23 protein-coding genes are annotated in these 24,454 nt (G+C 48.2%); 9 read left to right on the forward strand and 14 right to left on the reverse strand.

The window, feature by feature from the left end; genetic code table 11:
- Nucleotides 1-30: 30 nt before the first annotated feature.
- The 3 genes from ppk1 to H9L42_RS09175 form a co-directional block, all read right to left on the reverse strand.
- Complete coding sequence (ppk1, locus tag H9L42_RS09165; RefSeq protein ID WP_187303101.1) at nucleotides 31-2,148, reverse strand: polyphosphate kinase 1; 2,118 nt, start codon at nucleotides 2,146-2,148, stop codon at nucleotides 31-33.
- The gene (locus H9L42_RS09170) at nucleotides 2,145-3,047 is read right to left on the reverse strand and encodes a Ppx/GppA phosphatase family protein (RefSeq protein ID WP_187303102.1); all 903 of its coding nucleotides are present in this window, start codon (nucleotides 3,045-3,047) and stop codon (nucleotides 2,145-2,147) included. The genes ppk1 and H9L42_RS09170 overlap by 4 nt, the downstream gene beginning before the upstream one ends.
- Nucleotides 3,048-3,302: 255 nt before the next feature.
- Complete coding sequence (locus H9L42_RS09175; RefSeq protein WP_187303103.1) at nucleotides 3,303-4,007, reverse strand: SanA/YdcF family protein; 705 nt, start codon at nucleotides 4,005-4,007, stop codon at nucleotides 3,303-3,305.
- Nucleotides 4,008-4,232: 225 nt separating this feature from the next.
- On the opposite strand from H9L42_RS09175, the gene H9L42_RS09180 reads away from it, so the two are divergent.
- Nucleotides 4,233-5,303, forward strand: coding sequence for a branched-chain amino acid aminotransferase (locus H9L42_RS09180; RefSeq protein WP_187303104.1), 1,071 nt, complete (start codon nucleotides 4,233-4,235; stop codon nucleotides 5,301-5,303).
- 72 nt (nucleotides 5,304-5,375) lie between these two features.
- On the opposite strand, the gene ilvA is transcribed toward H9L42_RS09180, so the two are convergent.
- Nucleotides 5,376-6,569, reverse strand: a complete 1,194-nt coding sequence (gene ilvA, locus H9L42_RS09185) for a threonine ammonia-lyase (protein WP_187303105.1) — start codon at nucleotides 6,567-6,569, stop codon at nucleotides 5,376-5,378.
- Nucleotides 6,570-6,706: 137 nt separating this feature from the next.
- Between ilvA and H9L42_RS09190 the strand changes: the two genes are divergently transcribed.
- Both H9L42_RS09190 and H9L42_RS09195 read left to right on the forward strand, forming a co-directional pair.
- Nucleotides 6,707-7,900 carry an ATP-binding protein gene (locus H9L42_RS09190; protein ID WP_187303106.1) on the forward strand — a complete coding sequence of 398 codons (1,194 nt, stop codon included), beginning with the start codon at nucleotides 6,707-6,709 and terminating at the stop codon, nucleotides 7,898-7,900.
- A 96-nt stretch (nucleotides 7,901-7,996) separates the two neighbouring features.
- Nucleotides 7,997-9,517 (forward strand): hypothetical protein, encoded by a 1,521-nt coding sequence (locus H9L42_RS09195; RefSeq protein WP_187303107.1) that lies wholly within the window; start codon nucleotides 7,997-7,999, stop codon nucleotides 9,515-9,517.
- A gap of 84 nt (nucleotides 9,518-9,601) precedes the next feature.
- Here H9L42_RS09195 and hisD read toward each other — a convergent pair whose 3' ends face one another.
- The 3 genes from hisD to H9L42_RS09210 form a co-directional block, all read right to left on the reverse strand.
- A complete protein-coding gene (hisD, locus tag H9L42_RS09200; protein ID WP_187303108.1) occupies nucleotides 9,602-10,879 on the reverse strand; it encodes a histidinol dehydrogenase in 1,278 nt (425 codons plus the stop codon).
- Between the two features lie 81 nt (nucleotides 10,880-10,960).
- On the reverse strand, nucleotides 10,961-11,272 hold the full coding sequence (locus tag H9L42_RS09205; protein ID WP_187303109.1) for an AzlD domain-containing protein: 312 nt from the start codon (nucleotides 11,270-11,272) through the stop codon (nucleotides 10,961-10,963).
- Nucleotides 11,272-11,976: an AzlC family ABC transporter permease gene (locus H9L42_RS09210; RefSeq protein WP_187303110.1), complete on the reverse strand. Its 705-nt coding sequence runs from the start codon at nucleotides 11,974-11,976 to the stop codon at nucleotides 11,272-11,274. Before H9L42_RS09210 ends, H9L42_RS09205 begins: the two co-directional genes overlap by 1 nt.
- Nucleotides 11,977-12,094: 118 nt before the next feature.
- Between H9L42_RS09210 and H9L42_RS09215 the strand changes: the two genes are divergently transcribed.
- The gene (locus H9L42_RS09215; RefSeq protein WP_187303111.1) at nucleotides 12,095-12,814 is read left to right on the forward strand and encodes a nitroreductase family protein; all 720 of its coding nucleotides are present in this window, start codon (nucleotides 12,095-12,097) and stop codon (nucleotides 12,812-12,814) included.
- A 107-nt stretch (nucleotides 12,815-12,921) separates the two neighbouring features.
- Here the strand turns inward: H9L42_RS09215 and H9L42_RS09220 are convergent, their stop codons facing one another.
- The 7 genes from H9L42_RS09220 to ilvB all read right to left on the reverse strand — a co-directional run bounded on the left by H9L42_RS09220 (nucleotide 12,922) and on the right by ilvB (nucleotide 19,922).
- On the reverse strand, nucleotides 12,922-13,101 hold the full coding sequence (locus tag H9L42_RS09220; protein WP_187303112.1) for a hypothetical protein: 180 nt from the start codon (nucleotides 13,099-13,101) through the stop codon (nucleotides 12,922-12,924).
- Between the two features lie 39 nt (nucleotides 13,102-13,140).
- On the reverse strand, nucleotides 13,141-13,488 hold the full coding sequence (locus H9L42_RS09225) for an arsenate reductase family protein (RefSeq protein ID WP_187303113.1): 348 nt from the start codon (nucleotides 13,486-13,488) through the stop codon (nucleotides 13,141-13,143).
- Between the two features lie 28 nt (nucleotides 13,489-13,516).
- Nucleotides 13,517-14,374 (reverse strand): hypothetical protein, encoded by an 858-nt coding sequence (locus tag H9L42_RS09230; RefSeq protein ID WP_187303114.1) that lies wholly within the window; start codon nucleotides 14,372-14,374, stop codon nucleotides 13,517-13,519.
- A 221-nt stretch (nucleotides 14,375-14,595) separates the two neighbouring features.
- Nucleotides 14,596-16,260, reverse strand: coding sequence for a dihydroxy-acid dehydratase (gene ilvD, locus H9L42_RS09235; protein ID WP_187303115.1), 1,665 nt, complete (start codon nucleotides 16,258-16,260; stop codon nucleotides 14,596-14,598).
- A gap of 422 nt (nucleotides 16,261-16,682) precedes the next feature.
- Complete coding sequence (gene ilvC / locus H9L42_RS09240; RefSeq protein ID WP_187303116.1) at nucleotides 16,683-17,678, reverse strand: ketol-acid reductoisomerase; 996 nt, start codon at nucleotides 17,676-17,678, stop codon at nucleotides 16,683-16,685.
- Between the two features lie 62 nt (nucleotides 17,679-17,740).
- Nucleotides 17,741-18,247, reverse strand: a complete 507-nt coding sequence (gene ilvN / locus H9L42_RS09245) for an acetolactate synthase small subunit (RefSeq protein WP_187303117.1) — start codon at nucleotides 18,245-18,247, stop codon at nucleotides 17,741-17,743.
- Between the two features lie 13 nt (nucleotides 18,248-18,260).
- A complete protein-coding gene (ilvB, locus tag H9L42_RS09250) occupies nucleotides 18,261-19,922 on the reverse strand; it encodes a biosynthetic-type acetolactate synthase large subunit (RefSeq protein ID WP_187303118.1) in 1,662 nt (553 codons plus the stop codon).
- 356 nt (nucleotides 19,923-20,278) lie between these two features.
- On the opposite strand from ilvB, the gene H9L42_RS09255 reads away from it, so the two are divergent.
- The 5 genes from H9L42_RS09255 to H9L42_RS09275 all read left to right on the forward strand — a co-directional run bounded on the left by H9L42_RS09255 (nucleotide 20,279) and on the right by H9L42_RS09275 (nucleotide 24,233).
- Nucleotides 20,279-21,271, forward strand: coding sequence for a carboxyltransferase domain-containing protein (locus H9L42_RS09255; protein WP_187303119.1), 993 nt, complete (start codon nucleotides 20,279-20,281; stop codon nucleotides 21,269-21,271).
- A gap of 18 nt (nucleotides 21,272-21,289) precedes the next feature.
- The gene (locus H9L42_RS09260; protein WP_187303120.1) at nucleotides 21,290-22,276 is read left to right on the forward strand and encodes a 5-oxoprolinase subunit C family protein; all 987 of its coding nucleotides are present in this window, start codon (nucleotides 21,290-21,292) and stop codon (nucleotides 22,274-22,276) included.
- Between the two features lie 12 nt (nucleotides 22,277-22,288).
- Entirely contained in the window at nucleotides 22,289-23,050 is a 762-nt protein-coding gene (locus tag H9L42_RS09265; RefSeq protein ID WP_187303121.1) for a 5-oxoprolinase subunit PxpA, read from the forward strand.
- Between the two features lie 20 nt (nucleotides 23,051-23,070).
- A complete protein-coding gene (locus H9L42_RS09270; RefSeq protein ID WP_187303122.1) occupies nucleotides 23,071-23,286 on the forward strand; it encodes an acyl-CoA carboxylase biotin carboxyl carrier protein subunit in 216 nt (71 codons plus the stop codon).
- Between the two features lie 101 nt (nucleotides 23,287-23,387).
- On the forward strand, nucleotides 23,388-24,233 hold the full coding sequence (locus tag H9L42_RS09275; RefSeq protein ID WP_187303123.1) for a hypothetical protein: 846 nt from the start codon (nucleotides 23,388-23,390) through the stop codon (nucleotides 24,231-24,233).
- Nucleotides 24,234-24,454 lie beyond the last annotated feature (221 nt).

Genomic DNA, 24,454 nt, shown 5'->3' on the forward strand with positions numbered 1-24,454 from the left:
ACTGCACCCGCCGTTTTCCCATGTGTATATTTAGCTAAAGAGAAAGCGTTTTAATCTCGCCAGAAACCCTTCCCGCGGCGCTTCCTGCATCGGCTCCGGCGGCGGTCCTGTCAGAAGCGCCTGACGAATCAGCTCCTGCTGACAGTCAACCGGCTCTTCATCCACCCGTTTTTTCTCATATAATCCATCATATCTCAAATTTCGCGCTTTTACATTATCCCGCAGCATCAGATTCATGATATCCATGATCTGTTTTTTGATTCCCGGATCGAGTACCGGACAGGCGACCTCCACCCGTCGGTTGAGGTTCCGCGTCATAAAGTCCGCGGAGGAAATATACATCTGCATCTCATCCCCCTCGCCAAAGCAGTAGACTCTGGAATGTTCCAGAAAACGTCCGACTACGCTGGTGACATGTATGTTGTCCGTGTACCCTTCGATTCCCGGAAGGAGACAGCAGATCCCGCGTATAATCATATCGATCTGCACGCCGGCCCGGGAAGCTTCGCTCAAAGCGTCGATGGTCTTCCGGTCCGTCAGCGAGTTAATCTTAACCATGATTCTCGCCGGCTTGCCCTGCTGCGCCTTCTGGATTTCTCCGTGAATCAGTGCCAGAATTTTGTTTTTCATGCTGTTGGGCGCCACCAACAGACGGCTGTAGCTGCCGTCCAGGTTGGCAATCGCCATATTTTTAAAGTAATTGGAAGCGTCATTTCCAATTTCCTGGTTTGCGGTAATCAGCGAAAGATCCGTATATTGCTTTGCTGTCTTTTCATTATAGTTTCCGGTTCCCACCTGGGTGATCCATTTGATGCGCCCCTTCTCCATTTTGGTTATCAGGCAGACCTTAGAATGCACCTTATAGTCCTTCATACCGTAAATAACCGTACAGCCCGCGTCCTCCAGACTTTCGGACCAGTTGATGTTATTGGCTTCGTCAAACCGGGCCCGCAGCTCCATAAGAACGGTTACTTCCTTGCCGTTTTCCGCCGCGGTTCTCAGATAATCCACCAAGGTCGCCTTGCTGGCCAGACGATAGATCGTTATCTTGATAGAAATTACATTAGGGTCATTAGCTGCTTCCCGAATCAGCTGCAGGAACGGTCCCATTTTTTCGTAAGGGTAAGACAGCAGTACATCCTGCTGTTCGACTTTCTTCATGATATTTTCACCCGGCACCTGCCATTTAGGCGGCTGCGGGTCAAAATGCTCATAGGTAACGACTTGGGCAAGCTGCTGCGGAAGCTTATCCAGAAGAGGAAACACGTAAGACATTTCCAAGGGAGCCCGGCTGCCGAATACCTGCTCTTTTTTCAGATTCAGCTTCTCCCGCAGGAACTTTTCCGTTTTATCGTCGATTTCACGGAAATACTCCAGCCGTACCGGAGCCAGTCTGGCTCTTTTTTTCAGAACCCGTTTCATCTGATGACGAAAATCCTCATCCTCATCTACCAGGCTGCTCACATTCACGTCCGCGTTCCGGGTGACACTGATAATCGTTTTCGCCTGCACCTTACAGTTATCAAAAATCTGGTCGATATATTCACATACGATTTCTTCCAACAGGATATAACGGCATCGGTCTCCCGGCAGACAAAGCACTCTCTCCAGAGTTCCCGGAACCGGGACAATCCCAAAGGCCGTCTTATCATGAATTTTTAAGAGCAGAACAACATACAACCCTTTATTGATAAGGTGCGGGAACGGATGATGGGCGTTGATAATCTGCGGAGAAAGAATCGGCTGAACATAATTCTGAAAATGCTCTGCCGCGAACGTTCTTTCCTTCTCGTCCAATTCAGCGATCCCGATACAGGATACACCCTTGTCCGCGAGCCTTCTTTTTACTTCCAGATAGATTTTATCTCTTTTTTTATATAAAGGCGCTACGGCTCTGAAAATCTCTGACAACTGCTCATCCGCCGTCATACCGGTTTTGTTATCAATCTGCGGCTCAGCCAGAAACGTCTGGTCGTACAGGCTGCCGACACGAATCATAAAAAATTCATCCAGGTTGCTTGTAAAAATCGAAATAAATTTCAGACGTTCAAAGACCGGTACGCCTTCTTCAACCGCTTCGTCCATCACCCGCTCGTTAAAACGGAGCCAGGACAGTTCCCTATTCTGGGTATAAATGGTCTCTTTCATTCTTCCAATACTACTTTCTTATACAGATATCCTTCTCTGACCCCGTAGCCGCTCACCAGAATTTCATTGCAGCAGAAATTGCGGCAAATTGTATCCAGAATCAACATTCCGGGAATCAGCGTATGGATCCGATCCGGTGCTACATCCAATACCTTTTTCAGTGTGCTTTTTTCCTCATCGTGGAATTCATCTAAAAGAAGCGGCAGTTTTTTCGCCGGAACGCGATCATTCTGGCGAGGAAGTCCGAACATATCATTGTTCATATTCTTCACCGCGCGAATGGTTCCTCCGATTCCCACAAGGGTGTGGAACTGTCTTTCTCTCAGGAATTTTACTTTTTTCAATTCTGAAAGGACCTTTTCCCGAATTGCCGCTTCCTCGCTTTTTTTCGGGAAAAGTTTCGATACATAATTTTTATATAAGGAAAGGGAGCCAAGACGCAGACTGGTAGCATCCTGGATATTTCCATGATCATAAACCAGGATCTCCGTGCTGCCGCCTCCGATATCAACCATGATACCCTCTCCCAGATGCATCGTATGAGCCGCGCCTTTAAAATCAAGAGTGGCTTCCTCATAACCGGTAAGTACATCAACCTTCAGACCGGTTTCTTCATAAATCGTTTCAATCGCCTCGTCTGTGTTTGAAATATTTCTCAAAGACGCTGTAGCAAATACAAACAGCTCTTTTATTTTTGCGTGGGACGCCATCTCTTTATACGCGCTCAGTACGTCACAGGCTTTTTTAATTCCTTTCCTGGTCAGCTCCCCACCGTCTACATATCCAATCAGTCCTGCTGTAGTTTTGTTGTTGAATAGAGATTTAATTCTTCCATCCTCTACCTCATAAATGCACAGTCTGATTGTATTCGATCCTACGTCGATTACTCCATAGGTCATCTTTTATTCTCCTTCTTTCTCGATCTCATCTGTAATTATATCCATATTAAAATTCAGTTAAAGCTTTCTTCTGTAAATTGTATGTAAATTTTGTGTTAAAATCCAAAACTTTTTAAACATCCGTTTAAACGAATAAACATACCACCCCCTCCACAATCTCTCTTTTTTTCAAACTTTTCAATTCCAAGATCATATCTGTCCAATTTTTTGAAATTCCACGCTATCCCGGCGTTCCTATGTCCAAAGTCGGCAACATCAGTCCTGCGTCTCAATCCCGCTGCCGCTGATGGGAATCGCCTCGCCCAGATAGGTCGGCTCCGGCTTGAGCATCCATTTCACAACATCCTTATCCCTGGCAGCGATCTCTCTCAGATCCCGCATGGCCTGTCCGTGATAGACTGTCTGGTCTGCCGCGGCGCCCCATGCTTTGATACCCATCTTTTCACATCCGTAAAGGGCTCGGTACAGGTGATATCCCTGCGTGACCACCACCATCCGCTCCACCTGAAAAACTTTTTTTGCCCGGTATACCGAATCATACGTAGAAAACCCCGCGTGATCCAGGAACAGATCCTCTTCCGGAACGCCTTCCTGCAGCGCGTACTCCTTCATGGCATTGACTTCATCATACTGAACCTGCCCATGATCTCCTGACAACAGCAGCTTTGGCGCAACGCCCTCCTGATACAGCTTGATCCCCAGATCCAACCGATCCTGCAGCATATAACTGGGCGATCCGTCCGCCCGTACCTTGGCGCCCAGAATCAGAATACACTCCGGATTCTGTTCTTTCAGCTCGCGGACTTCCTCCGAAGACAGCTCTGTTTCCCTCGTTTCCACCCTGCACAAAATTCTGGCTTCTCCTGAATGAACCACATACGCGTTCAGCCCGAACACAATCGCCGCGCAGACAGCCGCCAGCAAAAGCAACGCCAAGACTATCTTTTTCCATAATTTCATACTAATTTTCCTCCTTTATTTACACACTGCCTATTTTCAAACGAACAAATCTGTATTATTATTATAACAGGTGATTTTCGTGTGGGAAAGCAAAAGCGATTAAAATTCATTTAGGTTCTGCAAACAAATATATCCGGCTTTTATTGTTGACACCGCACAAATTCAGCAGTATTATAAATCTATATAAAATAGATGTATATTATTATAAAGAAGGAGAACGGTAAAATGAAGTATGATTTTCCAGTAACAAGAACAACAACCCCAAAGGCAAAACCGGATCCGGATACTCTGCGTTTTGGCGTGGATTTTACGGATCACATGTTCATTATGGATTATGAGGAAGGCAAAGGATGGATCGATGGAAGGATCGTTCCTTATGGGCCGCTCACACTGGATCCCGCCGCGGTTGTATTCCACTACGCGCAGGAAATGTTTGAAGGGTTGAAAGCGTATAAAACGGCAGACGGGAAAGTACAGCTCTTCCGTCCTGACATGAATGCCAAGAGAACTAACCGGACAAACAACCGACTCTGTATCCCGCAAATCGATGAAGATCTCTATGTGGAAGCGATTAAAGCCCTGGTTCGGGTAGACGCGGACTGGATTCCTCAGAAAGAGGGAACTTCATTATACATCAGACCGTTTATCATTGCCGATGAGCCGTTCTTAGGCGTAAGACGGGCAAACCACTATAAATTCATTATCATTCTCAGCCCGGTAGGTCCTTATTACGTAGGCGGACTTGCTCCTACCAAAATTTATGTAGAGGATAAGTATGTCCGCGCCACTGACGGCGGCACCGGGGAAGCGAAATGCGGAGGCAACTACGCGGCCAGCCTGAAAGCTCAGGAGGAAGCGCACGAAAAGGGATACGAGCAGATTCTGTGGCTGGACGGCGTGCAGCGCAAATATGTAGAAGAAATCGGTACATCCAACGCCTTTTTCGTAATCGATAATGAAGTAATCACCGCTCCTTTAGACGGTACAATCCTTCCGGGAATTACAAGAGATTCCGTCATCGCCCTGCTGAAGAAGGAAGGGTATAAAATCACAGAAAGAAAACTCTCCATCGATGAGGTTGTTCAGGCTCATAAGGACGGAAAGTTCCAGGAAATGTTCGCTTCCGGCACAGCGGCGGTAATCTCTCCGGTCGGCGAACTCTGCTACAAGGGCGACAAAATGGTCATCAATGAAGGAAAAATCGGACCCATCGCTCAGAAGATGTATGACACCATCTACGGAATCCAGACCGGTACTGTAGAAGATACCTTGGGATGGACCGTACCAGTGGAATAAACCGCTGCACCAAAAAAATACGAAAAAACGTGTACAAAGCAAAATTCTGCTTCTGTACACGTTTTTTATATCCTACACCAGCTGAAATCCCGCTTCCGCAAGCTGCCGCTGGATCATCTCCGCCTGTCGGCTGTCTCTCGTTTCCATTACAACCCGCAGGAAGCAGCTGTTGATCGCCATATTGGGATCTCCATTGTCATGGTGGACCGCAACCACGTTTCCGCCGCAGCGGCTGATCACAGTGCTGACGCCTACCAGCTGCCCCGGCTTGTCCAGGAGCGCGATGGTAAGAGTTGTCCGCCGGCCGCTCATAATCAGGCCGCGGGTGATCACCCGGTTGAGAATATTGACATCAATATTGCCTCCGCTGACCACACATACGATTTTCTTGTTTTTCCGCGGAATCTTTCCGAACATGACCGCTGCCACCGGCACCGCTCCGGCGCCTTCCGCCACCAGCTTCTGCTTTTCCATCAGAGCCAGAATGGCGGCGGCGATTTCATCTTCTGTCACAGTGATCATCTCGTCCACATATTTGTTCACCAGCTCATAAGTATTATCTCCCGGCACCTTTACCGCGATTCCGTCCGCAAAGGTATCCACAGTTTCCAGCGCCTTTTTTTCATGGGCCCGGATTGATTCGTACATGCTGGGGGCGCCTGCCGCCTGCACGCCGTAGATTTTGCAGGAAGGCTTTAATTCTTTGATAGCCGCGGCCACTCCGCTGATGAGCCCTCCGCCGCCTACCGGCACCACTACCGCGTCTACATCGTCCAGCTGCTCTAAAATCTCCAGGCCGATGGTTCCCTGCCCCGCGATTACATCCGGATCATCAAAGGGATGAATAAAGGTATATCCCTTTTCCTTCTGAAGCTCTACTGCCTTTTCATAAGCGTCATCATAAGTATCGCTCACCAGGCACACGTCCGCGCCAAAGCTTTTCGTCGCCTCCACCTTACTGATGGGCGCGCCGTCCGGCATGCAGATCAGCGAAGGGATATTGTTCTTGCTAGCCGCCAGCGCCACGCCCTGAGCGTGATTTCCCGCGCTGCAGGCAATAATCCCCCTGGACTTTTCCTCGTCGCTGAGACGGCTGATTTTGTAATAGGCGCCTCGCACCTTAAAGCTTCCTGTCATCTGCAGATTTTCTGTCTTTAAATAAACTTTATTTTCATTGCTCAGCGCCGGAGCCAGAATTAAATCCGTCTTCCGCACCGCGTCTTTCAATGTAAATGCCGCATGGTAAATCCGGTCAAGTGTCATCATCCGATTTTCCTCCTGTTTGTTTCTTGTATCTATTGTAAAGCTTTTCCGCAGGATTGCAAGAGGCTTTGATTTGCAATCCTCGGAATTCTTTTTTATAATGTAGGGAAGAAAATCTTATCAGAACCGAGGAAACTATCATGAAAAAGAAACTTGCAGAATTGAACATCAAACTATCCGCGTTGTCCATTTTCCGTGATCTCCTGCGGGATCCGGTTATCGCGGCTTTTCAGAATCTGATGGCAGCGTTGGAAGATAAGGAGCTCCTGCAGCAGGTCTATGCTTACGGCGAATTTGTATCCTGCCTGTATCAAAAAGAGTCCAACCTGAGCACCTATATTCGAAACCTGATTTTAAATGATGAAAATTTCTATGTAAAAGAAAAGGCTGCGGAAGCGCCGGTATCGCAGACCGTCGAAACAGCTCTCAAAAAGGAGCTGGACACGTTGGAGAAGCTTTCCGCCGTTACTTCCGAAGCGGTAAAATCCGTCATTGCCTATAAAGGTTTTCTGCCGGACTGGGAAACGACTCCCTTTGATTTTCACTATGAATACCGCGAACGGATTCACAGACTCCCATACACAGGCTATGGAATCTATGCCAAGTATACGGTCTTTCATCTGGAAAACGGCAGCATCCAACCGGTAAAACACCCGGATACCCAAAGTCTTTCCCAGTTGTTCGGTTATGAACGGGAACGAGGACTGATCCTCAAAAATACAGAAGCTCTCCTTTCCGGGGAAGGCGCCAGCAATATGCTGCTGTACGGAGACGCCGGAACCGGTAAAAGTTCTACCATCAAAGCCGTCTGCAATCATTACGGGCCTCAGGGTCTGCGGCTGATCGAAGTAAAGAAAAACGAACTCTTCCGCATTCCGTATCTGGTAGAGGAGCTTTCCGCGAACCCACTGAAATTTGTCCTCTTTATCGACGATCTGAGTTTCAGCAGCAATGACGACAATTTCTCAGCCCTGAAAGCCATCCTGGAAGGAAGCGTTTCCACCTGCGGAAAAAATATCGCCATTTACGCCACCAGCAACCGCCGCCACCTTGTAAAAGAAACCATGGGCGATCGGGCGGGGGATGAGCTGCATGTCAATGATACGCTCCAGGAAACCATGAGCCTCGCCGCCCGATTCGGCCTGACCATTACTTACCAGCGCCCGGACAAAGAAGAATACCTGGCGATCGTCAAAAATCTGGCGAGGGAATACGGACTGGACGTCCCGGAAAAAGAACTTTTCCGAAAAGCCGAAGCTCACGCCCTCCGCTGCGGAGGCAGAAGCCCTCGGGTTGCCAAGCAGTTTATCGAGTTGCAAAAAATAGGCATCTAAGCGCGAAAATCACCATTCAGGCTCCTCTCATTTTCCATCAGAACATCACATTATTTCTGTAGAATAAAGTCACAATAACAGAAATTGAGGGCGAAAATGAAGATGCGCAAAAAGGCAATGATTGTAATGTCTCTGCTTACACTGCTTCTTGTATTAAGCGCCTGCGGCAGCAGAGAAGAAATTTATGGAAGAATCGCCAAAATCAGCGGCGATCGCATTATTGTCGATAATGGGACTTACAACTCTGTCGATGGGAACAAAGGGTGCGATCCTGCTTTCCATTCTGACGGCAGCCAGTCTTCTTATTCTCTTGGCGAGGAGATTGATACCGTCGGACTGCCGGAGGATACTGTTGTCAAACTGACCATTTCCAATCACAAGGTTACCGCCATTGAGACCTTAGAAACGGAGGACTCTTCCGCTATGTCGGTTCCTCCCGAAGGACAGCCTTCTTCGTTGGCCGCGGTCTATGTAATTGATGGGCAGAAAAAAACGTCCTCCAATGAAACTTACGGTTCCAATCAATCCAATATTGATACCATCCTTGTAAAAAATAAAGGCACATTCCACATGCGCGGAGGAACGCTGACGAAAACCGGAGATACCACCAGCGAAGAAAAAAGCGAGGGGTACGGATTGAATGCTCTTTTTACCGCGTCCGGAGGGAGTAGCGCGACTCTCGACAGTACGCAATTCACTTCCAGTGGTAACGGAGCAAATGCTGTCTTCGCGATCGGAAAAAATACAAAAATCGATGCCGACGCGTTTGACATCTACACATCAGGAATATCTTCCAGCGGTCTCGAAGCAACGCAAGGAGGTTCGATTTACGCCTCTGAAGGCATGATTACCACAAAAGGCTCTTCCAGCGCCCCGTTGGCAGTCGGATCGGAAAACGGCACCCTACAAGTTTCCAACACGGAAATTCGTTCCAGCGGCCGCCGCAGCCCCTGCATTTTCTCTTCGGGTACTGTAACAGCAACATCGTTGACTGGAACCGCTTCGAACAGCCCTATCGCGATGCTTGACAATGGAGGCAAAGTAGCTTTGGACAACTGCCTTCTTTTAGGCGCTGGAGACTACGGGTTTCTTATGCAGCCACAATCCGGTAACATAAAATCCGGAAAGACTCTCCTGAAGATAAAAAATTCCAAGCTAACTTCAACGGCAAAAGGTCCAATGTTTTATATTTCCGGATTAAATGGAACTGCCATTCTTGAAAGCACTTCACTCTATTACGACAATACGGCTCTCGCGGAGGTAAATCGTAACAGCAGTTTCACCTTAAAAGCCGTCTCTCAGGATCTGAAAGGGACTATAAAATATGCCCGCGGCAGTTCTGTCCTTTTAAAATTAACAAAAGGGAGCACCTTTAAGGGGACTTTTCGCGCAAGCTCCCATTCCGGATCCGCTTCCATCACTTTGGATCCAAGCAGTGTATGGACAGTGACATCTGACTGCCATGTTCATAGTATCACAAACCGGGATACCAGTTGCCGTAATATAAAATCCAACGGACATACTGTGTACTACAACGCTTCCCATCCGTCCAATTCCTGGCTCAGAGGAAAGACCATTTCCTTGCCGGGCGGGGGGACATTAACTCCAGAGCAATAAATCAATCTTTTATGCGAAAATAATAACGAAAAAAGAAGGACTCTATGAACCATTCTCATAAAGTCCTTCTTTTTGATGCCTTCTTCATTTATTTTTTTCCATCCGAATCTCCGCGGCTCTCGCGTGTCCCACGAGGCCCTCTCCTCTTGCCAGGCGGGATACCAACGGAGCAATTCCCATCATAGCCTCCTTTGACATGCTCTGATATGTGCAGACCTTCAAAAATGTTCCAACCCACACACCTCCTGTATATCTGGCCGCGCCCAAAGTGGGAAGCGTATGATTCGTGCCGGAAGCATAGTCGCCGAATACCTCCGCGGTATTCCCCCCTATAAACAAGGAGCCGTAATTATGCAGGCCGTTTATTACCGTGTCAATCTGCTCCGGCTGAACGTTCACTTCCAGATGTTCCGGCGCGTATGCGTTCGCATAGCTGACTGCTTCCTGCAAGTCCTCCGCAATTAAAATTTCTCCGAAGTCATTCCAGGAGCATCTGGCAATCTCCTCCGTATCCAGCTCTGTCAGCTGCCGCTCCACTGCCTCCAGGATTGCCTGCCCAAGGGATTCTTCTGTTGTAACAACCAGCCCCTTCGCTTCACGGTCATGCTCGGACTGGGCGAGAAGATCTGCCGCTATGATTTCCGGCTCTGCCTGTCCATCCGCAATTACCAACACTTCACTGGGTCCTGCTACAAAATCGATTCCGACCTTTCCATAACACTGACGTTTCGCCTCCGTTACATAGCTGTTTCCCGGGCCTACAATCAAATTGACAGGACGAATCTGTTCCGTCCCATAAGAAAAAGCGGCGACAGCCTGCGCGCCTCCCAGGGCGTAAATTTCCTGAATACCCGCCACATCCATAGCAACCAGCGTTTTGGGATGGATTCTGTCCGTCCCTTTCACCACCGGCGAACAGGCCGTAATCCGTTTTACTCCCGCAACCTTTGCCGGAATACCAAGCATAAGCGCAGTTGAATAAAGCGGATAGCCTCCTCCCGGCACATAGCAACAGCAGGACTCTACCGGAATCACCCTGTGCCCCAGGTAGATCCCCTCTGCCGGCGAAACATCCTTCAGTTCACCAACGGTTTCCCGCTGGGCCTTCGCAAATGCTTCGATATTCGCGGCCGCGCTTTCTATATCCGCGATTTCCTGTTTAGACACTTGCTTGTAAGCCTCTTTTATTTCTTCTTCTGAGACGCGGAGCATTGCTCGCTCACACTGATCAAATTTTCGATTGTACTCGATTAGAGCTTCATCTCCACGCTCCCTTACTTCCTGTATCATCTGACTGACTGCTTCCCGCAGCTTGCTGCGATCTTCTTCTGTTCTCTGTTTGGATGCTTTCAGTACTCGCACTTTAGGCCCTCCTTTTCACTTTACTATAATATAGTACTAAATTCCTGCCCCGTCAAGCCGGACCGGTAAATTCCTGATTCCCTATAAAAAAATCTCCATTCCCCGTTCAACGATAAATACCACAATACACGCTCCCAACGCTACCGGCAGCAACCCCTTGCCACGAAAAGCCATAACCAAAGCTGCCGCGAATCCTGCCAGAGCCGCCGCGATTTCCGTTGTGGAAAAAACAATTGCCGGAAAGGTCATGGACGCCAGCGCCGCGTAAGGAACATAATACAGAAAGGATTTAATAAATCTATTTTTAATTTCCCATTGTACTACCACAAGAGGAATCATTCGAATTAAATATGTCACCACAGCCATAATCGCCACATAAAGATAAAAATTCATCAGCAATTGTCCTCCTCTTCTACCGGATGAATCAGTGCGCCGGCAGATGCGGCCAAAATCGTGCATATGACGATAGCAAAACCCGGCGAGATCGCTTTCAGTCCCGGCAACCAGTGGAGAGCGGAACTCAAAACCACGGCGATCAGTATCACCGCCGCAATAGAATGCTCTTTTCTGGCTGGAGGAATAATAATGGCAAGGAACATTCCATAAATGGCAATTCCCAGGGCGCTGCTTACCGCCACTGGCAGCGCGGAACTTGCCGCGGCGCCAAAAAACGTGCCGCATGTCCAGGACGCGATACAGACGGACATGACGCCGTATATGTAGTATTTTCCCACTTTTCCCTCTTGGGTGCTCACCAGAGCAAAAGCTTCATCCGTTATGCTGAATGCGATTATACACCGTTGGATACGAGTAATGGACGTATCAAGCTTCTGAGAAAGGGACAGAGACATCAGCGCGTACCGCAGATTGATTACGAGCTGAGTCAGCGCCATCTCAAAATAGGGCGCCCCTGCGGCAATCACTGCCAACCCCGCGAACTGACCCGCAGAGGTCAGATTCGTAAAAGAGATCAGCGTTGCGCCTCCCATTGTCAGTCCTGCCGAAACAGCTGCCATTCCAAATGTAAATCCCACTGCCAAGTATCCTGCGCAGATAGGGATAGCGTCTTTCATACCTCTTGCGATTTCATTTCTCATCTCTGTTCCTGCTTTCTTTTTTGTGCCCTACCATTTTATCACAGAAATCATTACTGCCCAAGCTTGAATTTTATCTGGAAATATGATATCGTTTTTTCACAAATAGTTGGAGGTTGGAATGAATATTATAGAGGCGATTGATCTGCGCAAATCCCGAAGGACCTACTGTTCTGAACCGATTTCCCAAGCGGAAGCGGCGCTCCTCCGCAGCAGGGTTGAAGAGTACAATTTGCGGTCCGGTCTGACGATTCGTTTTATGGAACGGGGCGGTGGGGCTTTTTTCAATGGTCTGAAAAGTTATGGGATGTTTACGGGTGTACGTTCTCTTTTTGTTATGAAAGGGCCATCAGAAGAAACGGATCTGGAAGAAAAGACCGGATACTATGGGGAACTTCTGGTGCTGGAAGCAACGGCGCTGGGGCTTGGAACCTGTTGGGCGGGCGCCACCTTTGAAGCTTCCGCGATCCGTCACAGTGCCCGTGAGCGACTTATTTGTGTGATTACCGTAGGCATCACCCCTCCCTCAGCCAGCCTGAAAGAACGGCTTATTTACAAAGCCATTCATCGTAAAACCAAGCCCATTGAAGCGATGCTGGAAACAGATCGGGATATGCCAGAATGGATAAAAAAGGGAATGCGGGCCGTTCAGAAAGCGCCGTCGACACGAAATACGCAGAAAGTAAAATTCCTGTACGAATCCGGCATCCTGCGCGCCTCTGTTCCGGAAACGGGAAAATTTGATTTGGTAGATCTGGGTATTGCCAAGCTGCATTTTGCCCTGGCTGCCGGAGGACGCTTTGAACCAGGAAACGGCGGGATCTACATTCCTTCCCGCTAGACGTAACCAACAGAAGGATCTTTTACATATAAAAAACTGTCTGTACATGGAATCGCCCCGATTGTTTTCCTTACAGACAGTTTTTTCAAATATTCACCCATTCATCCTTACAAATCGTCTGAGTGTTTCTTCCGATTTCCCGCAATCCGCAGTCCGGCGGTTATTCCCGCAAGAAATACAACGACCGCGGCAAGTCCGCCCATCCGCTTCTTTGAATCGGAATTGGGCCTTTTGGAAAAATCCTCTTTCGGAAAGCCCTTTCCATTTTTCGCGAATCCCAGTTTCATAGTTCCCTCCTTTATGTTATCACAGAGTCCTTTTCGCTATTACAGCTTTTCCCGCCACTCTGCTTCTTTAAACCCAGTTAAAACGGTCTCCCCATCAATCACCAGCGGACGCTTCACTAACATTCCATCCGAAGCCAATAACTCCAACTGCTCGTCCTCAGACATGGAAGCAAGCCGATCCTTCAGTTTCAGTTCTTTATATTTTAATCCGCTGGTGTTAAAAAAACGCTTCAGCGGCAAGCCGCTTTTCTCATAAGCTGCTTTTAAGTCTTCCTTGGAAGGGTTATTTTCCTTTATATCGATCTCTTCATACGCCTTTCCCTGCTCATCCAGCCATTTTAGCGCCTTTTTGCAGGTTGTACATTTGGGATAGCAATAAATTTTCATTTCCCGTTATCTCCTTTTCAATAAATCGTTATTCTTCCTGTTCTTCTAATTCCGCCCATTCCTCCGAAGCCGCAAAATTTTCTGAATCCGGAAGGGAATGGCTGTCCTCTTCTACATCCTGCTCCTCTTCCAGAATATCCGCTTCCGATTCTTCCGTCTCAGCTTCGCTTTCTTCTTCCTCTTGATTTGCAGCGGATTCCGGCTCTAATGAGGGTTCATCCTCATCCAGTTCTTCCGCTGATTCGCTTTCCTTCATAATTTCCGCAACATCCAGCATTCTCATTTCTGCTTGAATTTCCTCCTGCGGCAAGCTTTCTTCCGCCGAATCCTCAGAACCGGCTGCCTCCACAAAGTCCTGCTCCTCAGCATCAAGATCCACTTCGTCAGACTCACTCTCCGGGATAACCGGATCGGAGTTCTTTGCTTCTATCAGGGCCTGCTCAACTGCCGCGTTCAGTTCCTCTCTGGAGCGATCGCTTAAATCCGCCATCGTAGTCATGGCGCTTTCATCCAATGTCTCCAAAGCGGAACGAAAATCCAGCTTCATATTTAAAATATCCGCCTGCAGCTCTTTCTTGATTGTCCGCAGATCGGTCCTCAGGTTTTTCTGAAAATCCTCGCCTGTTTCCAGAGCCTTCATATCCATCTGAATATCTTCATGAAATTCATCTGACTGGGATTTGAAAGTTCGTTTCAAATCTGACAGTAGCGTACTCATCTGCAATTTCATATCGTCGATATTGTTTTGTATTTCCGCTTCCATATCTTCCAGCCGCAGCCTTGTCTCTCGCTCCAGGGCCGCGGTCTCATTTTCAATTTCAATATTCTTGTCTCTTATCGCGTCATAATTTTTCGATAAGATCATACCCAGTTCTTCTATATCCATACTTCCTTCTTTCTCCCCTTAGATAATATCATCGTATCACATTCTCAACTTTTACTCAACATCTTTTCAATTTTCTTCCATTATATTCTTTCTTCTTTATGTTCAGCTCCAATATCCTTATGATTCCCGCGCGCGCAGCGCCCTTTACCTGAACACAAAAGAAAACACCGTGCATGATCTTTTTCGCCATGCAGGTGTTTTCCTTACAGAGGGGAGATAGATTATTCCATTACCGCACCCTTATCCGCGGAAGAAACATTCCTCTGATATCTTGCCAGCCACCCGGACTTCGCGCCGAATTCCGGAGCTTTGTATGCCGCTTTTCTTTTCTCAAGCTCTTCATCGCTGACATTAACATTGATTTTCGAAGCCGGTATATCAATTTCAATGATATCCCCTTCTTCAATATAAGCGATATTTCCTCCGGCGGCAGCTTCCGGCGCCACATGTCCAATCGAAGCGCCCCTGCTGGCGCCGCTGAACCTTCCATCTGTAATCAACGCGACCGTTTTATCCAGCTTCATGCCCGCAAGCGCGCTGGTAGGGTTGAGCATTTCCCGCATTCCCGGACCGCCCTTCGGCCCTTCATAGCGAATAACCACTACGTCTCCATCTACAATCTTTCCACCGTAAATTGCCTCAATCGCTTCTTCTTCACAATTAAATACTCTGGCAGGGCCTGAGTGGGTCAGCATCTCCGGAGCTACCGCGCTTCTTTTTACGACACAGCCGTTCCTTGCGATATTTCCCCACAGAATAGCGATTCCGCCGGTTTCACTGTATGGATCGTCAACCGGACGGATAATGGAATGATCCTTTACATAGGCTCCTTCCATATTTTCACCTACCGTTTTCCCGGAAGCCGTAATCAGGCTTTTGTCAATCAGTCCTTTTTTGTCCAGTTCACTGAACACAGCCATCAGACCGCCTGCCCGGTTTAAATCGTGCATGTGCGTTCCTCCTGCCGGAGCCAGATGGCACAAATTCGGGACTTTACTGCTGAACTCGTTGAAAATATTCAGATTCAATTCCACGCCCGCTTCATTGGCGATCGCCAGGAGGTGGAGCACGCTGTTGGAGGAGCATCCCAGCGCCATATCACAGGCCAGCGCGTTTTTTATGGACTTTTCGTTAATGATGTCTCTGGCAGTGATGTTCTTTTCCACCAGATTCATAATTGCCATTCCCGCATGCTTCGCCAGACGGATTCTGCCGCTTTCCACCGCCGGTATCGTCCCGTTCCCCGGAAGAGCGATCCCGATGGCTTCACACAGACAGTTCATGCTGTTGGCCGTATACATACCGGAACACGAACCACATCCCGGGCATGTGTTTTGTTCGAATTCTTCCAGCTGTTCATCGTCGATCAGATCCGCCTTTCGCGCCCCTACCGCTTCAAACATTTTGGAAAGGCTGGTTTCTTCTCCGTCCACAAGACCGGACATCATCGGTCCTCCGGAGCATACCACAGCCGGAATATCCATTCTTACCGCAGCCATCACCATACCGGGTACAATCTTGTCACAGTTGGGAACCAGCACAGCGCCATCCAGAGCATGGGCCATAATCATAGTTTCCACACTGTCCGCGATCAGCTCTCTGCTCGCCAGGCTGTACTTCATTCCAATATGCCCCATCGCGATTCCGTCGCAGACCCCGATCGCCGGAATCTCAATCGGCGTTCCGCCTGCCATACGGACTCCAGCCTTAACCGCTTCCGCCACCTTATCCAGATGCATATGTCCGGGAACAATTTCACTTTTCGCCGAAACCACACCGATCAGCGGCCGATCCAGTTCTTCCTTCGTATATCCCATGGCGTAAAACAAACTCCGCATAGGTGCTTTTTCCACGCCCTGAGTCACCTTCGCACTTCTCAATGCCATAATACTCTCCTTTACACAGATGGGACCGATGCCCAGCACCCGTCCCATCTAATACCTTTCATCTGTTTTCTCCCGATCCTCTCAACTCCCCGCAAAACTCACTCCCCAACCGGCGGAGCATAGTTTCGCGCCGGAACCTCCGCAGGCGCGAAGCCCCGAGAACCAGCTGCCCGGCAAGGTTGCCCGCGCAAAATTCTCAACCTCCCGCAAAACTCACTCCCCAACTGGCGGAGCATAGTTTCGCGCCGGAACCTCCGCAGGTGCGAAGCCCCGAGAACCAGCTGCCCGGCAAAGTTGTCCGTGCAAAATTCTCAGCCTCCCACAAAACTCACTCCCCCAACCGGCGGAGCATAGTTTTGCGCCGGAACCTCCGCAGGCGCGAAGCGCCGAGGACCAGTGACAGAGCAAAACTATGCTCCGCCCTATTTCTTAATCCAGCTCATCAGCTTCCTAAGCTCTGTACCAGTCTTGCACAGCTGATGTTCGGACTCGTTCTTTCTTGTCGCCAGGAATCTCGCTTTTCCGCCTGCCTGGAATTCCTGAATAAATTCACTTGCGAACGTTCCGTTCTGGATTTCAGTCAGAACCTGCTTCATCTCTTTTCTTGTATCTTCTGTGATCAGTCTCTTTCCTGTTCTGTAATCACCGTATTCCGCAGTATTGGAGATAGAATATCTCATCTTATCGAATCCGCCTTCGTAAATCAGGTCAACGATCAGCTTCATTTCATGGATACATTCAAAGTATGCCATTTCCGGTTCATATCCTGCTTCTACCAGAGTTTCAAATCCGGCTTTCATCAGCTCCGTTACGCCGCCGCACAGAACTGCCTGTTCACCAAAGAGGTCTGTTTCAGTCTCTTCTTTAAAGGTTGTTTCCAGAATACCCGCGCGTCCCGCGCCGATTCCGCTCGCGTATGCCAGCGCGTAGTCCTTCGCTTTTCCGGAAGCGTCCTGATAAACCGCGATCAGGCTTGGAACGCCTTTTCCCTCTACATACTGGGATCTTACCGTATGTCCCGGTCCTTTCGGCGCGATCATGATAACATCAACGTTTTCCGGAGGAGTAATCTGGTTGAAATGAATATTGAAACCATGGGCAAACGCCAGAACATTTCCTTCTTTCAGATGCTTTTCGATCTGTTCTTTATAAATCTGAGCCTGCAGTTCATCCGGAGTCAATACCATAACAATGTCACCGGCCTCCGCGGCCGCCTCAATGTCCATAACTTTCAGACCCGCAGCTTCCGCTTTCGCGGTATGTCTTGAGCCGGGTCTCAGGCCTACTACTACATTAACGCCGCTTTCATTCAGATTCATAGCGTGAGCGTGGCCCTGGCTTCCGAATCCAAGGATCGCAACCGTTTTTCCATCTAATAATCCTAAATTGCAGTCCTGATCATAATACTTCTTAATCATTTTCTTCTATCTCCTTTATATATTTTAAATTAATATAGTTGGCTCAATTTCGGGCATCCGCGTCAGATTCTATGTTCCTGAATGCCTCTTTCAATCCCGGTAATACCGGTTCTGCAAACTTCCGCGATGTCATAGCAGTCCAGCATATTCATAAATCCGTCCAGCTTTTCCGGGGCTCCGGTCAGCTCGACAATCATGCTGTCCTTGGATAGATCGATAATCTTTCCTCTATAAATCTCAATGATCTCCCGGATCGCGGAACGATCCGTTTTATCACACTTGATCTTAACCAGCAATAGTTCCCGGTACAAACTGTTTCCCGCGTCCAAAGTGAAAATATCGCGAACCACTTCCAATTTTTCTGTCTGTGTCAAAATCTGATGCAGAGCTTGTTCTGTACCGGTAAACACAATCGTAATTCTGGAAATCTCCGGATTGTTGGTTGTCGACACCGTAAGGGAGTCAATATTAAATCCGCGTCTTCCGAAGAGGCTGACCACTCTGGTCAGAACATTGGACTGGTTGTCAACCAATATACTGATTACTTCTTTTCTCAATGTTTTATCCATTTCCTGCTCCTTCCTACCCGATTATCATGTCTTCAACCGTTCCGCCTCCCGGAATCATCGGCAGAACCCGTTCTTCTGTAGCAATGGCACAGTCAATCCATACAGGGCCTTTTTCTTTAAGGGCTTTTTTAAATACATCCTCAAACTCAGTCGGAGTCGTCGCCGAGTACCCCTTCGCGCCGAAGGCTTCCGCCAGTTTAGGGAAGTCCGTCTTTCTGTTGGGGGTCGTCGCCGAATAACGCCGTCCGTAAAAGCTGGTCTGCCACTGGTATACCATTCCAAGAACATGGTTGTTCATGATAACGGTTATAATAGGAAGATTCTCACTTACTGCAGTACAGGCCTCATTAAGGTTCATATGGAACGATCCGTCTCCGGTGAAGTGGATAACTCTCTTCTCCGGACATCCGATCTGCGCCCCAATGGCGGCTCCGTAACCGAATCCCATTGTTCCCAGCCCTCCGCTGGTAATAAAATCCTTCGTGCGGTCATGCTTCAGATACTGGGCTGCCCACATCTGATGTTGTCCGACGTCGGTTACATAAATGGTCTCTTTATCGGTCAAATCACAGACAGCTGTCACAATCTCGCTCGGATGCAGTTCCGCGTCCTGGCACTTTACATCGCCGGTCTTTTTCTTCCATTCCGTAGACTGGGCGACCCATTCCGCGTGATCACGCTTTTCAATCAGCGGAAGCAGCTTCTGCAAAAAGTCCTTCACATCGCTGATCACGCTTTTATCTACAAGCACATTTTTGTTAATCTCGCTCTTGTCAATATCTACCTGAACCTTTTTCGCTCTGCGCGCGAACTTTTCCGGATTCAAAGCTACCCGATCGCTGAACCGGCAACCCAGAGCGATCAAAAGATCCGCCCGATCCACCGCTCTGTTCGCCGCGATGCTTCCGTGCATGCCGATAAGCCCCAGGTTTCGTTTATTCTCATAACCCAGAATTCCTGCCGCCATGAGGGTATATGTAGCCGGGATATCCGCGATTTCCAGCAGTTCATTCAGTTCATCACCAGCGTCAGAAGCGGCTACGCCTCCTCCGAAGTAGATAACAGGACGCTCCGCCCGATTAATCATTTCCGCGATTTCCGCCACTTCCTTTTCATCTGCCTTCGGATTCGGCTGAAGCGGGAGCGGTTTTCCTTTTTTGTAATCAATGGTAGCCGCGGTTACGTCCTTTGTAATGTCAATCAGTACCGGACCTTTCCTTCCACTGTTTGCGATCCGGAAGGATTCTCTCAGCGCGTGCTCCAGATCCTCAATGCGGTTTACAAAGAAACTGTGCTTTGTAATCGGCAGTGTCACTCCTGTAATGCAAATCTCCTGAAACGCGTCCCTGCCAATCAGGTTGTCCGGAACATTTGCTGTAATCGCGATCATTGGAATGCTGTCCATGAAAGCTGTTGCGATTCCCGTAACCAGATTGGTCGCGCCCGGACCGCTGGTCGCGAAGACGACTCCGGTTCTTCCGGTTGCCCGGTAATAGCCGTCCGCCGCGTGGGCCGCTCCCTGTTCATGCGCAGTAAGGACGTGCTTGATTTTGTCCCTGTATTCGTACAGGACGTCGTATAGATTCAGCGCGGTTCCGCCCGGATAGCCGAATACCGTATCTACACCATGTTCTAACAAAACTTCTGCCACTAACTGTGATCCTGTTACTTTCATTTCGCATTCATCCTTTTCTTCCATAATAAATTTCTCATTCGCACTTAAATATATACACCATTTTTGCCCTGAGCACAACCTATTATAACGCATTTTTCAAGAAAATCAACCCACTCTTGTTATTTTTAACAATTAATATAATTTTTTTATGTGTTTTTTAACAAAATTCTACAAATCAGCCTCACCAGCCTCACCGCGCATATATTTTCTCAATTTTCTAATTAATAAAAAATTGACATTTATCTGATTATTCTATATAATGACCTTAAATAAACATTAAACTTTATCATTAATCTTTTTTTAAGTTATTTTGTCAGAGATTGCAGTTTGACACTGTCATACTAGGAGGTACCCTTATGAATGAAAAACAAAAGGCGTATTCGACCATACTGCGTACGCTTCCCGCAACGGATGCGCGGACAGAGGTTCTTTTCCGGCAGGCCGGCGACGGATTTCTGCAGATTGAGTACGGACATGAGCAGCGGCTGTATGTTCCGGATTCCTTCCGCATTCTGGCCATTGACGCAAAAGTGAAGGAAAAGGGAATTGACGGTCTGATCGAAACCGTTCCGGGGCTGAGAACGAATATGTTCCATTTTGATCCGCTGATTCTTCCTGTTGAACGTTTAATTGACGAAATCGCCGAATGCGAGGATCAGCTGAATTCTCTTGACAATATGGTAATTCCTTCAAGACTGATCCGGCTGCCGGTCGCCTTTGAAGACACTGAGACGAAAAAGGCAGTAGAAAAATATCTTCAGCTTATCCGGCCTGACGCGCCTAACTGTGAAGGCGGATACAATCTGGAATATATCGCCCAGTGTAACGGCGTCTCTGTCAAAGAAGCGAAAGAAAAATTTATGGAAACCGAATGGTTCAACAGCGGCTGTGGATTCTGGCCCGGAGGCGGTTTTTTCTGGCCGCTGGATCCCAGATGCGCTCTGGTTGTTCCCAAATATAACCCGCCGAGAACCTGGACTCCGGAAGGTTCCGTCGGCCTGGGCGGCCCATGCGCTTTTACCTATACAACACCGACTGGCGGAGGTTATCAGCTGATGGGGCGCACGATCCCAACCTTCCAGTTTGCGATGAAGCATCCTCAGTTCGCCGATACCCCGTTCCTCTATCGAAATGCGGATCGCATCAAATTTTACGAGGTTTCCGAAGAGGAAGTCCTGAATATTTACGAGCATGTCCACAACAAAACCGATTATCAGTATGAAATCGAGGAAGGCGAAATTGTTGTAAAAGACTACATTAACTGGCTGAACTCGGAAAAAATTCAGGCGGAAGCCGCACAGTTCAACAAACAAAGACAGGAAGGACTCGAAAAAGCGCCAAAGCTTTAAGGAAAGGGAGGGAATAAAATGTTGAAAATCATACAGGGCGGCGTACAGGCTGTCGTGGAAGACTGGCCGGGAAGGCTGGGATATATGGGCGCAGGAATGGCGCCGGCCGGAGCAATGGATAATGTTGCTCTTGAATTCGGAAATCTCTTGGTCGGAAATGAAAAAGGCGAAGCCGGCATCGAAATCGCGGTCGGTATGTTCAACGCACAGTTTGAAAAGGATACAGTGATTGCAGTGACCGGCGCGGATCTTGGCGCAACGCTTAACGGAAAGAAACTCCCCATGTGGGAATCTGTCCGTGTTTCAGCGGGAGACAAGCTGAAATTCCGTACATATGGAGAAAACGGGTTCCGCGCCTACCTTTCCATTGCGGGAGGCATTGACGTCCCCGTATATCTGGGAAGCAAGTCGACTTGTCTGTTCGGCGGCTATGGAGGCTATGAAGGCCGTCCCCTGAAGACCGACGATGTTTTGGAGACCGGTTCTCCTTCCGCTCCGCTGACAGAGTTGGAAGGCAGAAAAGTCCTTCCGGATAAGCGCCCTGTCTATACAAACGAGATCCAACTGAGGCTAATCCCAGGAATGAACGCTTACCCAGACTTTGTAACCGAAGAAGGCATGGACTATCTGTACAGCAATAAATTCCAGTTTTCAGTTAATTCCAACCGTTCCGCGTGCAGACTGGACCCACTCCCGGATTACTTCTTTGCCCGAAAGGACGGCGGCGCCGGCGGTTCTCATCCTTCCAACATTATCGACCATGCCTACAATATGCGCGGAGCGATTAATGTAACCGGGAACACCCCTTCTCTGCTGATTGCGGACGGTCCCACCCTCGGAGGGTTTATGTGCTGCGGGAATGTCATCAACGCGGATTTGTGGAAAATCGGGCAGGCCGCTCCGGAGCGGGACTACGCGTGCTTTGTTCTGTCTACTCTTGAGGAGGCGGTTGAAGCGCGGAAAGCTCAGGCAGAATGGCTGTCTATGGACTCTATTGCGATGTAAGGAGGTATGGAAATGCGAAAAATTGATGTGAATGTCGATATGGGCGAAAGTTTTGGACGTTATACCCTCGGAAATGACGAAGAGCTGATGAAATATATTTCCTCAGCCAATGTTGCTACCTGTTTTCACGCGGGAGATCCTCTCGTTATGGAACAGACCATAAAGTGGGCCAAACAATATGATGTTGCCGTCGGCGCCCATATCGGTCTCCCTGACAAACAGGGATTCGGCAGACGCCAGATGGATCTTACCGCGGAAGAACTCCGGGCGGATACACTCTTTCAGATTGCCGCAATCGACGGAGTCGCGAAGACCTATGGTATAAAACTGCAGCATGTAAAACCTCACGGCATTTTATATCGGATGGTTTCGGAATATGAACAATATATCGATCCATTCCTGCAGGCTATAAAAGATTACAATCCGGAACTGTTCATTATGCTGCCCCCGAATACGCCTGCCTTTGAACGCGGAAAAGAAATGGGACTGCGTATGGTCGGAGAAGCGCTCATCGATCTCAGTTATGATGAAGACGGCAACTGGGTAATCGAACGGACAAAGAAAGCCAGAAGCCCCCAGGATGTTGCCGAGCGGGCAGTTTCTGTAGCCACACAGAAAAAAATCGCCACTGTCAAAGGCGACCTGATCGATATTGACGCATGTACAGTCTGCATCCATGGCGACGCGCCGAACGCAGTCGAAGAAGCGGCTGTCGTAAAGAAGGTACTGGAAGAAAATGGCGTAGAAATTGCAAATCTTTTTAAAATCTTATAAACACAACAAGGAGGTTCACTATGGGTTATGAAATCAAATCCCCTCTGCCCGGTTCTATCTGGGAGATTAAGGTCAGTGAGGGACAGGAAATCAAAGAAGATGAGGTCGTTATTATTCTGGAAGCCATGAAAATGGAAAACGAAATTCCTGCAGATTTTGATGGAACCGTGAAAAAAATTCTGGTAGAAAAAGGCCAGACTGTAAAAGCGGGCGAAACCTTAATCGAAGTTGATTAATCCACAGCAGGCCGGCCAGCGCGGCCGGTCTGCTTCTTTCATTTTATCCCGCACCACCGCGAATCCTAATCATTGAACGCAAAAGGAGGGGGCAGATTTAAATGGAACGCATCCTGATCTTTAGCCAGCAGAAGCTGCTAATCACACAAATTTCAGACGCCATAAGCAAGCTGGAACCGGAAAGCGAGCTCCTCTGTTTTACCGACCCGATCGACAGCCTTTCTTTCACAGCGGAATCTCCTTCTCTAAGCGGTGCTGTAATAGACATTGATTCGGACGCCTGTTCTTCCCTGCGTTTTTTAAAGGTGTTTCATACGCTGGATTCCTCCCTCCCGGTTATCTTTCTTTCCAAAAGCGGGAAATACGCGGTAGAAAGTTTTCAATATGGCGCCGTCGATTATCTTAATTCTCCGTTCAGCATGCAGCGCCTGCGGGAAGCATTGGACAAACTGAAAGAAAAGCATACAACCAAAAACATCCGCCGCGTTTATATAAAAACCTTTGGCTCCTTTGAAATCTTTGTGGGAGATACGCCTATCTCCTGGAAAAATTCCAAAACAAAAGAACTGCTGGCATTTCTCATAGACAGCAGAGGCGCCGAAGTAAGCAGCGACGCCATTAAACAGACGCTCTGGCCGGATGTGGATGAAAAAAAGGCGTCTTCCAATTATCACACAACCCTTCATAATCTGAGAAAAAAACTGGCCTCTAACGGTCTGGAACATCTGTTGCTGGGAAGCCGCGGAAGCCAGAGAGTCGACACCAGTATTTTTGACTGTGATCTGTATGACTTTGAGCGCTGCGCAGAAGATGGGAGCCCTGCGGCCTGCAGACAAGCCTTTTCTTTATACAAGGGCCGCTATCTGGAAAATAACGCCTATCCCTGGAGTCACTTTACGAAATTGAGAATTGATATCCAGTTTGAGCAGCTTTGTCATAACGTCTGAAAAAATCCCATTTCGTCTTCTCGTAGATAGTGTAAAATAATTGTGGAATTTTTGAGAGAGAACTAAAAAGAGACAGTTCCAAAATGATAAAATAGTTTTCATCACAAAAACTCACGAAAGGAACTGGTCTCTTATGGAAACAATTATACAACAAATCGCAAAAAAACTCATCAACAAAATATTGGAGAAAGCATATTCCGGAGGGATTTCTGATATCGATG

It is taken from the genome of Zhenpiania hominis (genome assembly GCF_014333425.1).
GTDB classification, from domain to species: domain Bacteria; phylum Bacillota; class Clostridia; order Peptostreptococcales; family Anaerovoracaceae; genus Hominibacterium; species Hominibacterium hominis.

Coding starts and splice junctions, on each gene's coding strand:
- H9L42_RS09180 (WP_187303104.1), top strand. CDS start 4,233: ATGAAGTATGATTTTCCAGTAACAAGAACAACAACCCCAAAGGCAAAA.
- H9L42_RS09170 (WP_187303102.1), bottom strand. CDS start 3,047: ATGACCTATGGAGTAATCGACGTAGGATCGAATACAATCAGACTGTGC.
- H9L42_RS09210 (WP_187303110.1), bottom strand. CDS start 11,976: ATGAGAAATGAAATCGCAAGAGGTATGAAAGACGCTATCCCTATCTGC.
- H9L42_RS09230 (WP_187303114.1), bottom strand. CDS start 14,374: ATGGATATAGAAGAACTGGGTATGATCTTATCGAAAAATTATGACGCG.
- H9L42_RS09215 (WP_187303111.1), top strand. CDS start 12,095: ATGAATATTATAGAGGCGATTGATCTGCGCAAATCCCGAAGGACCTAC.
- H9L42_RS09260 (WP_187303120.1), top strand. CDS start 21,290: ATGTTGAAAATCATACAGGGCGGCGTACAGGCTGTCGTGGAAGACTGG.
- H9L42_RS09190 (WP_187303106.1), top strand. CDS start 6,707: ATGAAAAAGAAACTTGCAGAATTGAACATCAAACTATCCGCGTTGTCC.
- H9L42_RS09175 (WP_187303103.1), bottom strand. CDS start 4,007: ATGAAATTATGGAAAAAGATAGTCTTGGCGTTGCTTTTGCTGGCGGCT.
- ilvB (WP_187303118.1), bottom strand. CDS start 19,922: ATGAAAGTAACAGGATCACAGTTAGTGGCAGAAGTTTTGTTAGAACAT.
- ilvA (WP_187303105.1), bottom strand. CDS start 6,569: ATGATGACACTTGACCGGATTTACCATGCGGCATTTACATTGAAAGAC.
- ilvC (WP_187303116.1), bottom strand. CDS start 17,678: ATGATTAAGAAGTATTATGATCAGGACTGCAATTTAGGATTATTAGAT.
- ilvN (WP_187303117.1), bottom strand. CDS start 18,247: ATGGATAAAACATTGAGAAAAGAAGTAATCAGTATATTGGTTGACAAC.
- ppk1 (WP_187303101.1), bottom strand. CDS start 2,148: ATGAAAGAGACCATTTATACCCAGAATAGGGAACTGTCCTGGCTCCGT.
- H9L42_RS09270 (WP_187303122.1), top strand. CDS start 23,071: ATGGGTTATGAAATCAAATCCCCTCTGCCCGGTTCTATCTGGGAGATT.
- H9L42_RS09275 (WP_187303123.1), top strand. CDS start 23,388: ATGGAACGCATCCTGATCTTTAGCCAGCAGAAGCTGCTAATCACACAA.
- H9L42_RS09265 (WP_187303121.1), top strand. CDS start 22,289: ATGCGAAAAATTGATGTGAATGTCGATATGGGCGAAAGTTTTGGACGT.
- H9L42_RS09255 (WP_187303119.1), top strand. CDS start 20,279: ATGAATGAAAAACAAAAGGCGTATTCGACCATACTGCGTACGCTTCCC.
- H9L42_RS09195 (WP_187303107.1), top strand. CDS start 7,997: ATGAAGATGCGCAAAAAGGCAATGATTGTAATGTCTCTGCTTACACTG.
- H9L42_RS09220 (WP_187303112.1), bottom strand. CDS start 13,101: ATGAAACTGGGATTCGCGAAAAATGGAAAGGGCTTTCCGAAAGAGGAT.
- H9L42_RS09225 (WP_187303113.1), bottom strand. CDS start 13,488: ATGAAAATTTATTGCTATCCCAAATGTACAACCTGCAAAAAGGCGCTA.
- H9L42_RS09205 (WP_187303109.1), bottom strand. CDS start 11,272: ATGAATTTTTATCTTTATGTGGCGATTATGGCTGTGGTGACATATTTA.
- ilvD (WP_187303115.1), bottom strand. CDS start 16,260: ATGGCATTGAGAAGTGCGAAGGTGACTCAGGGCGTGGAAAAAGCACCT.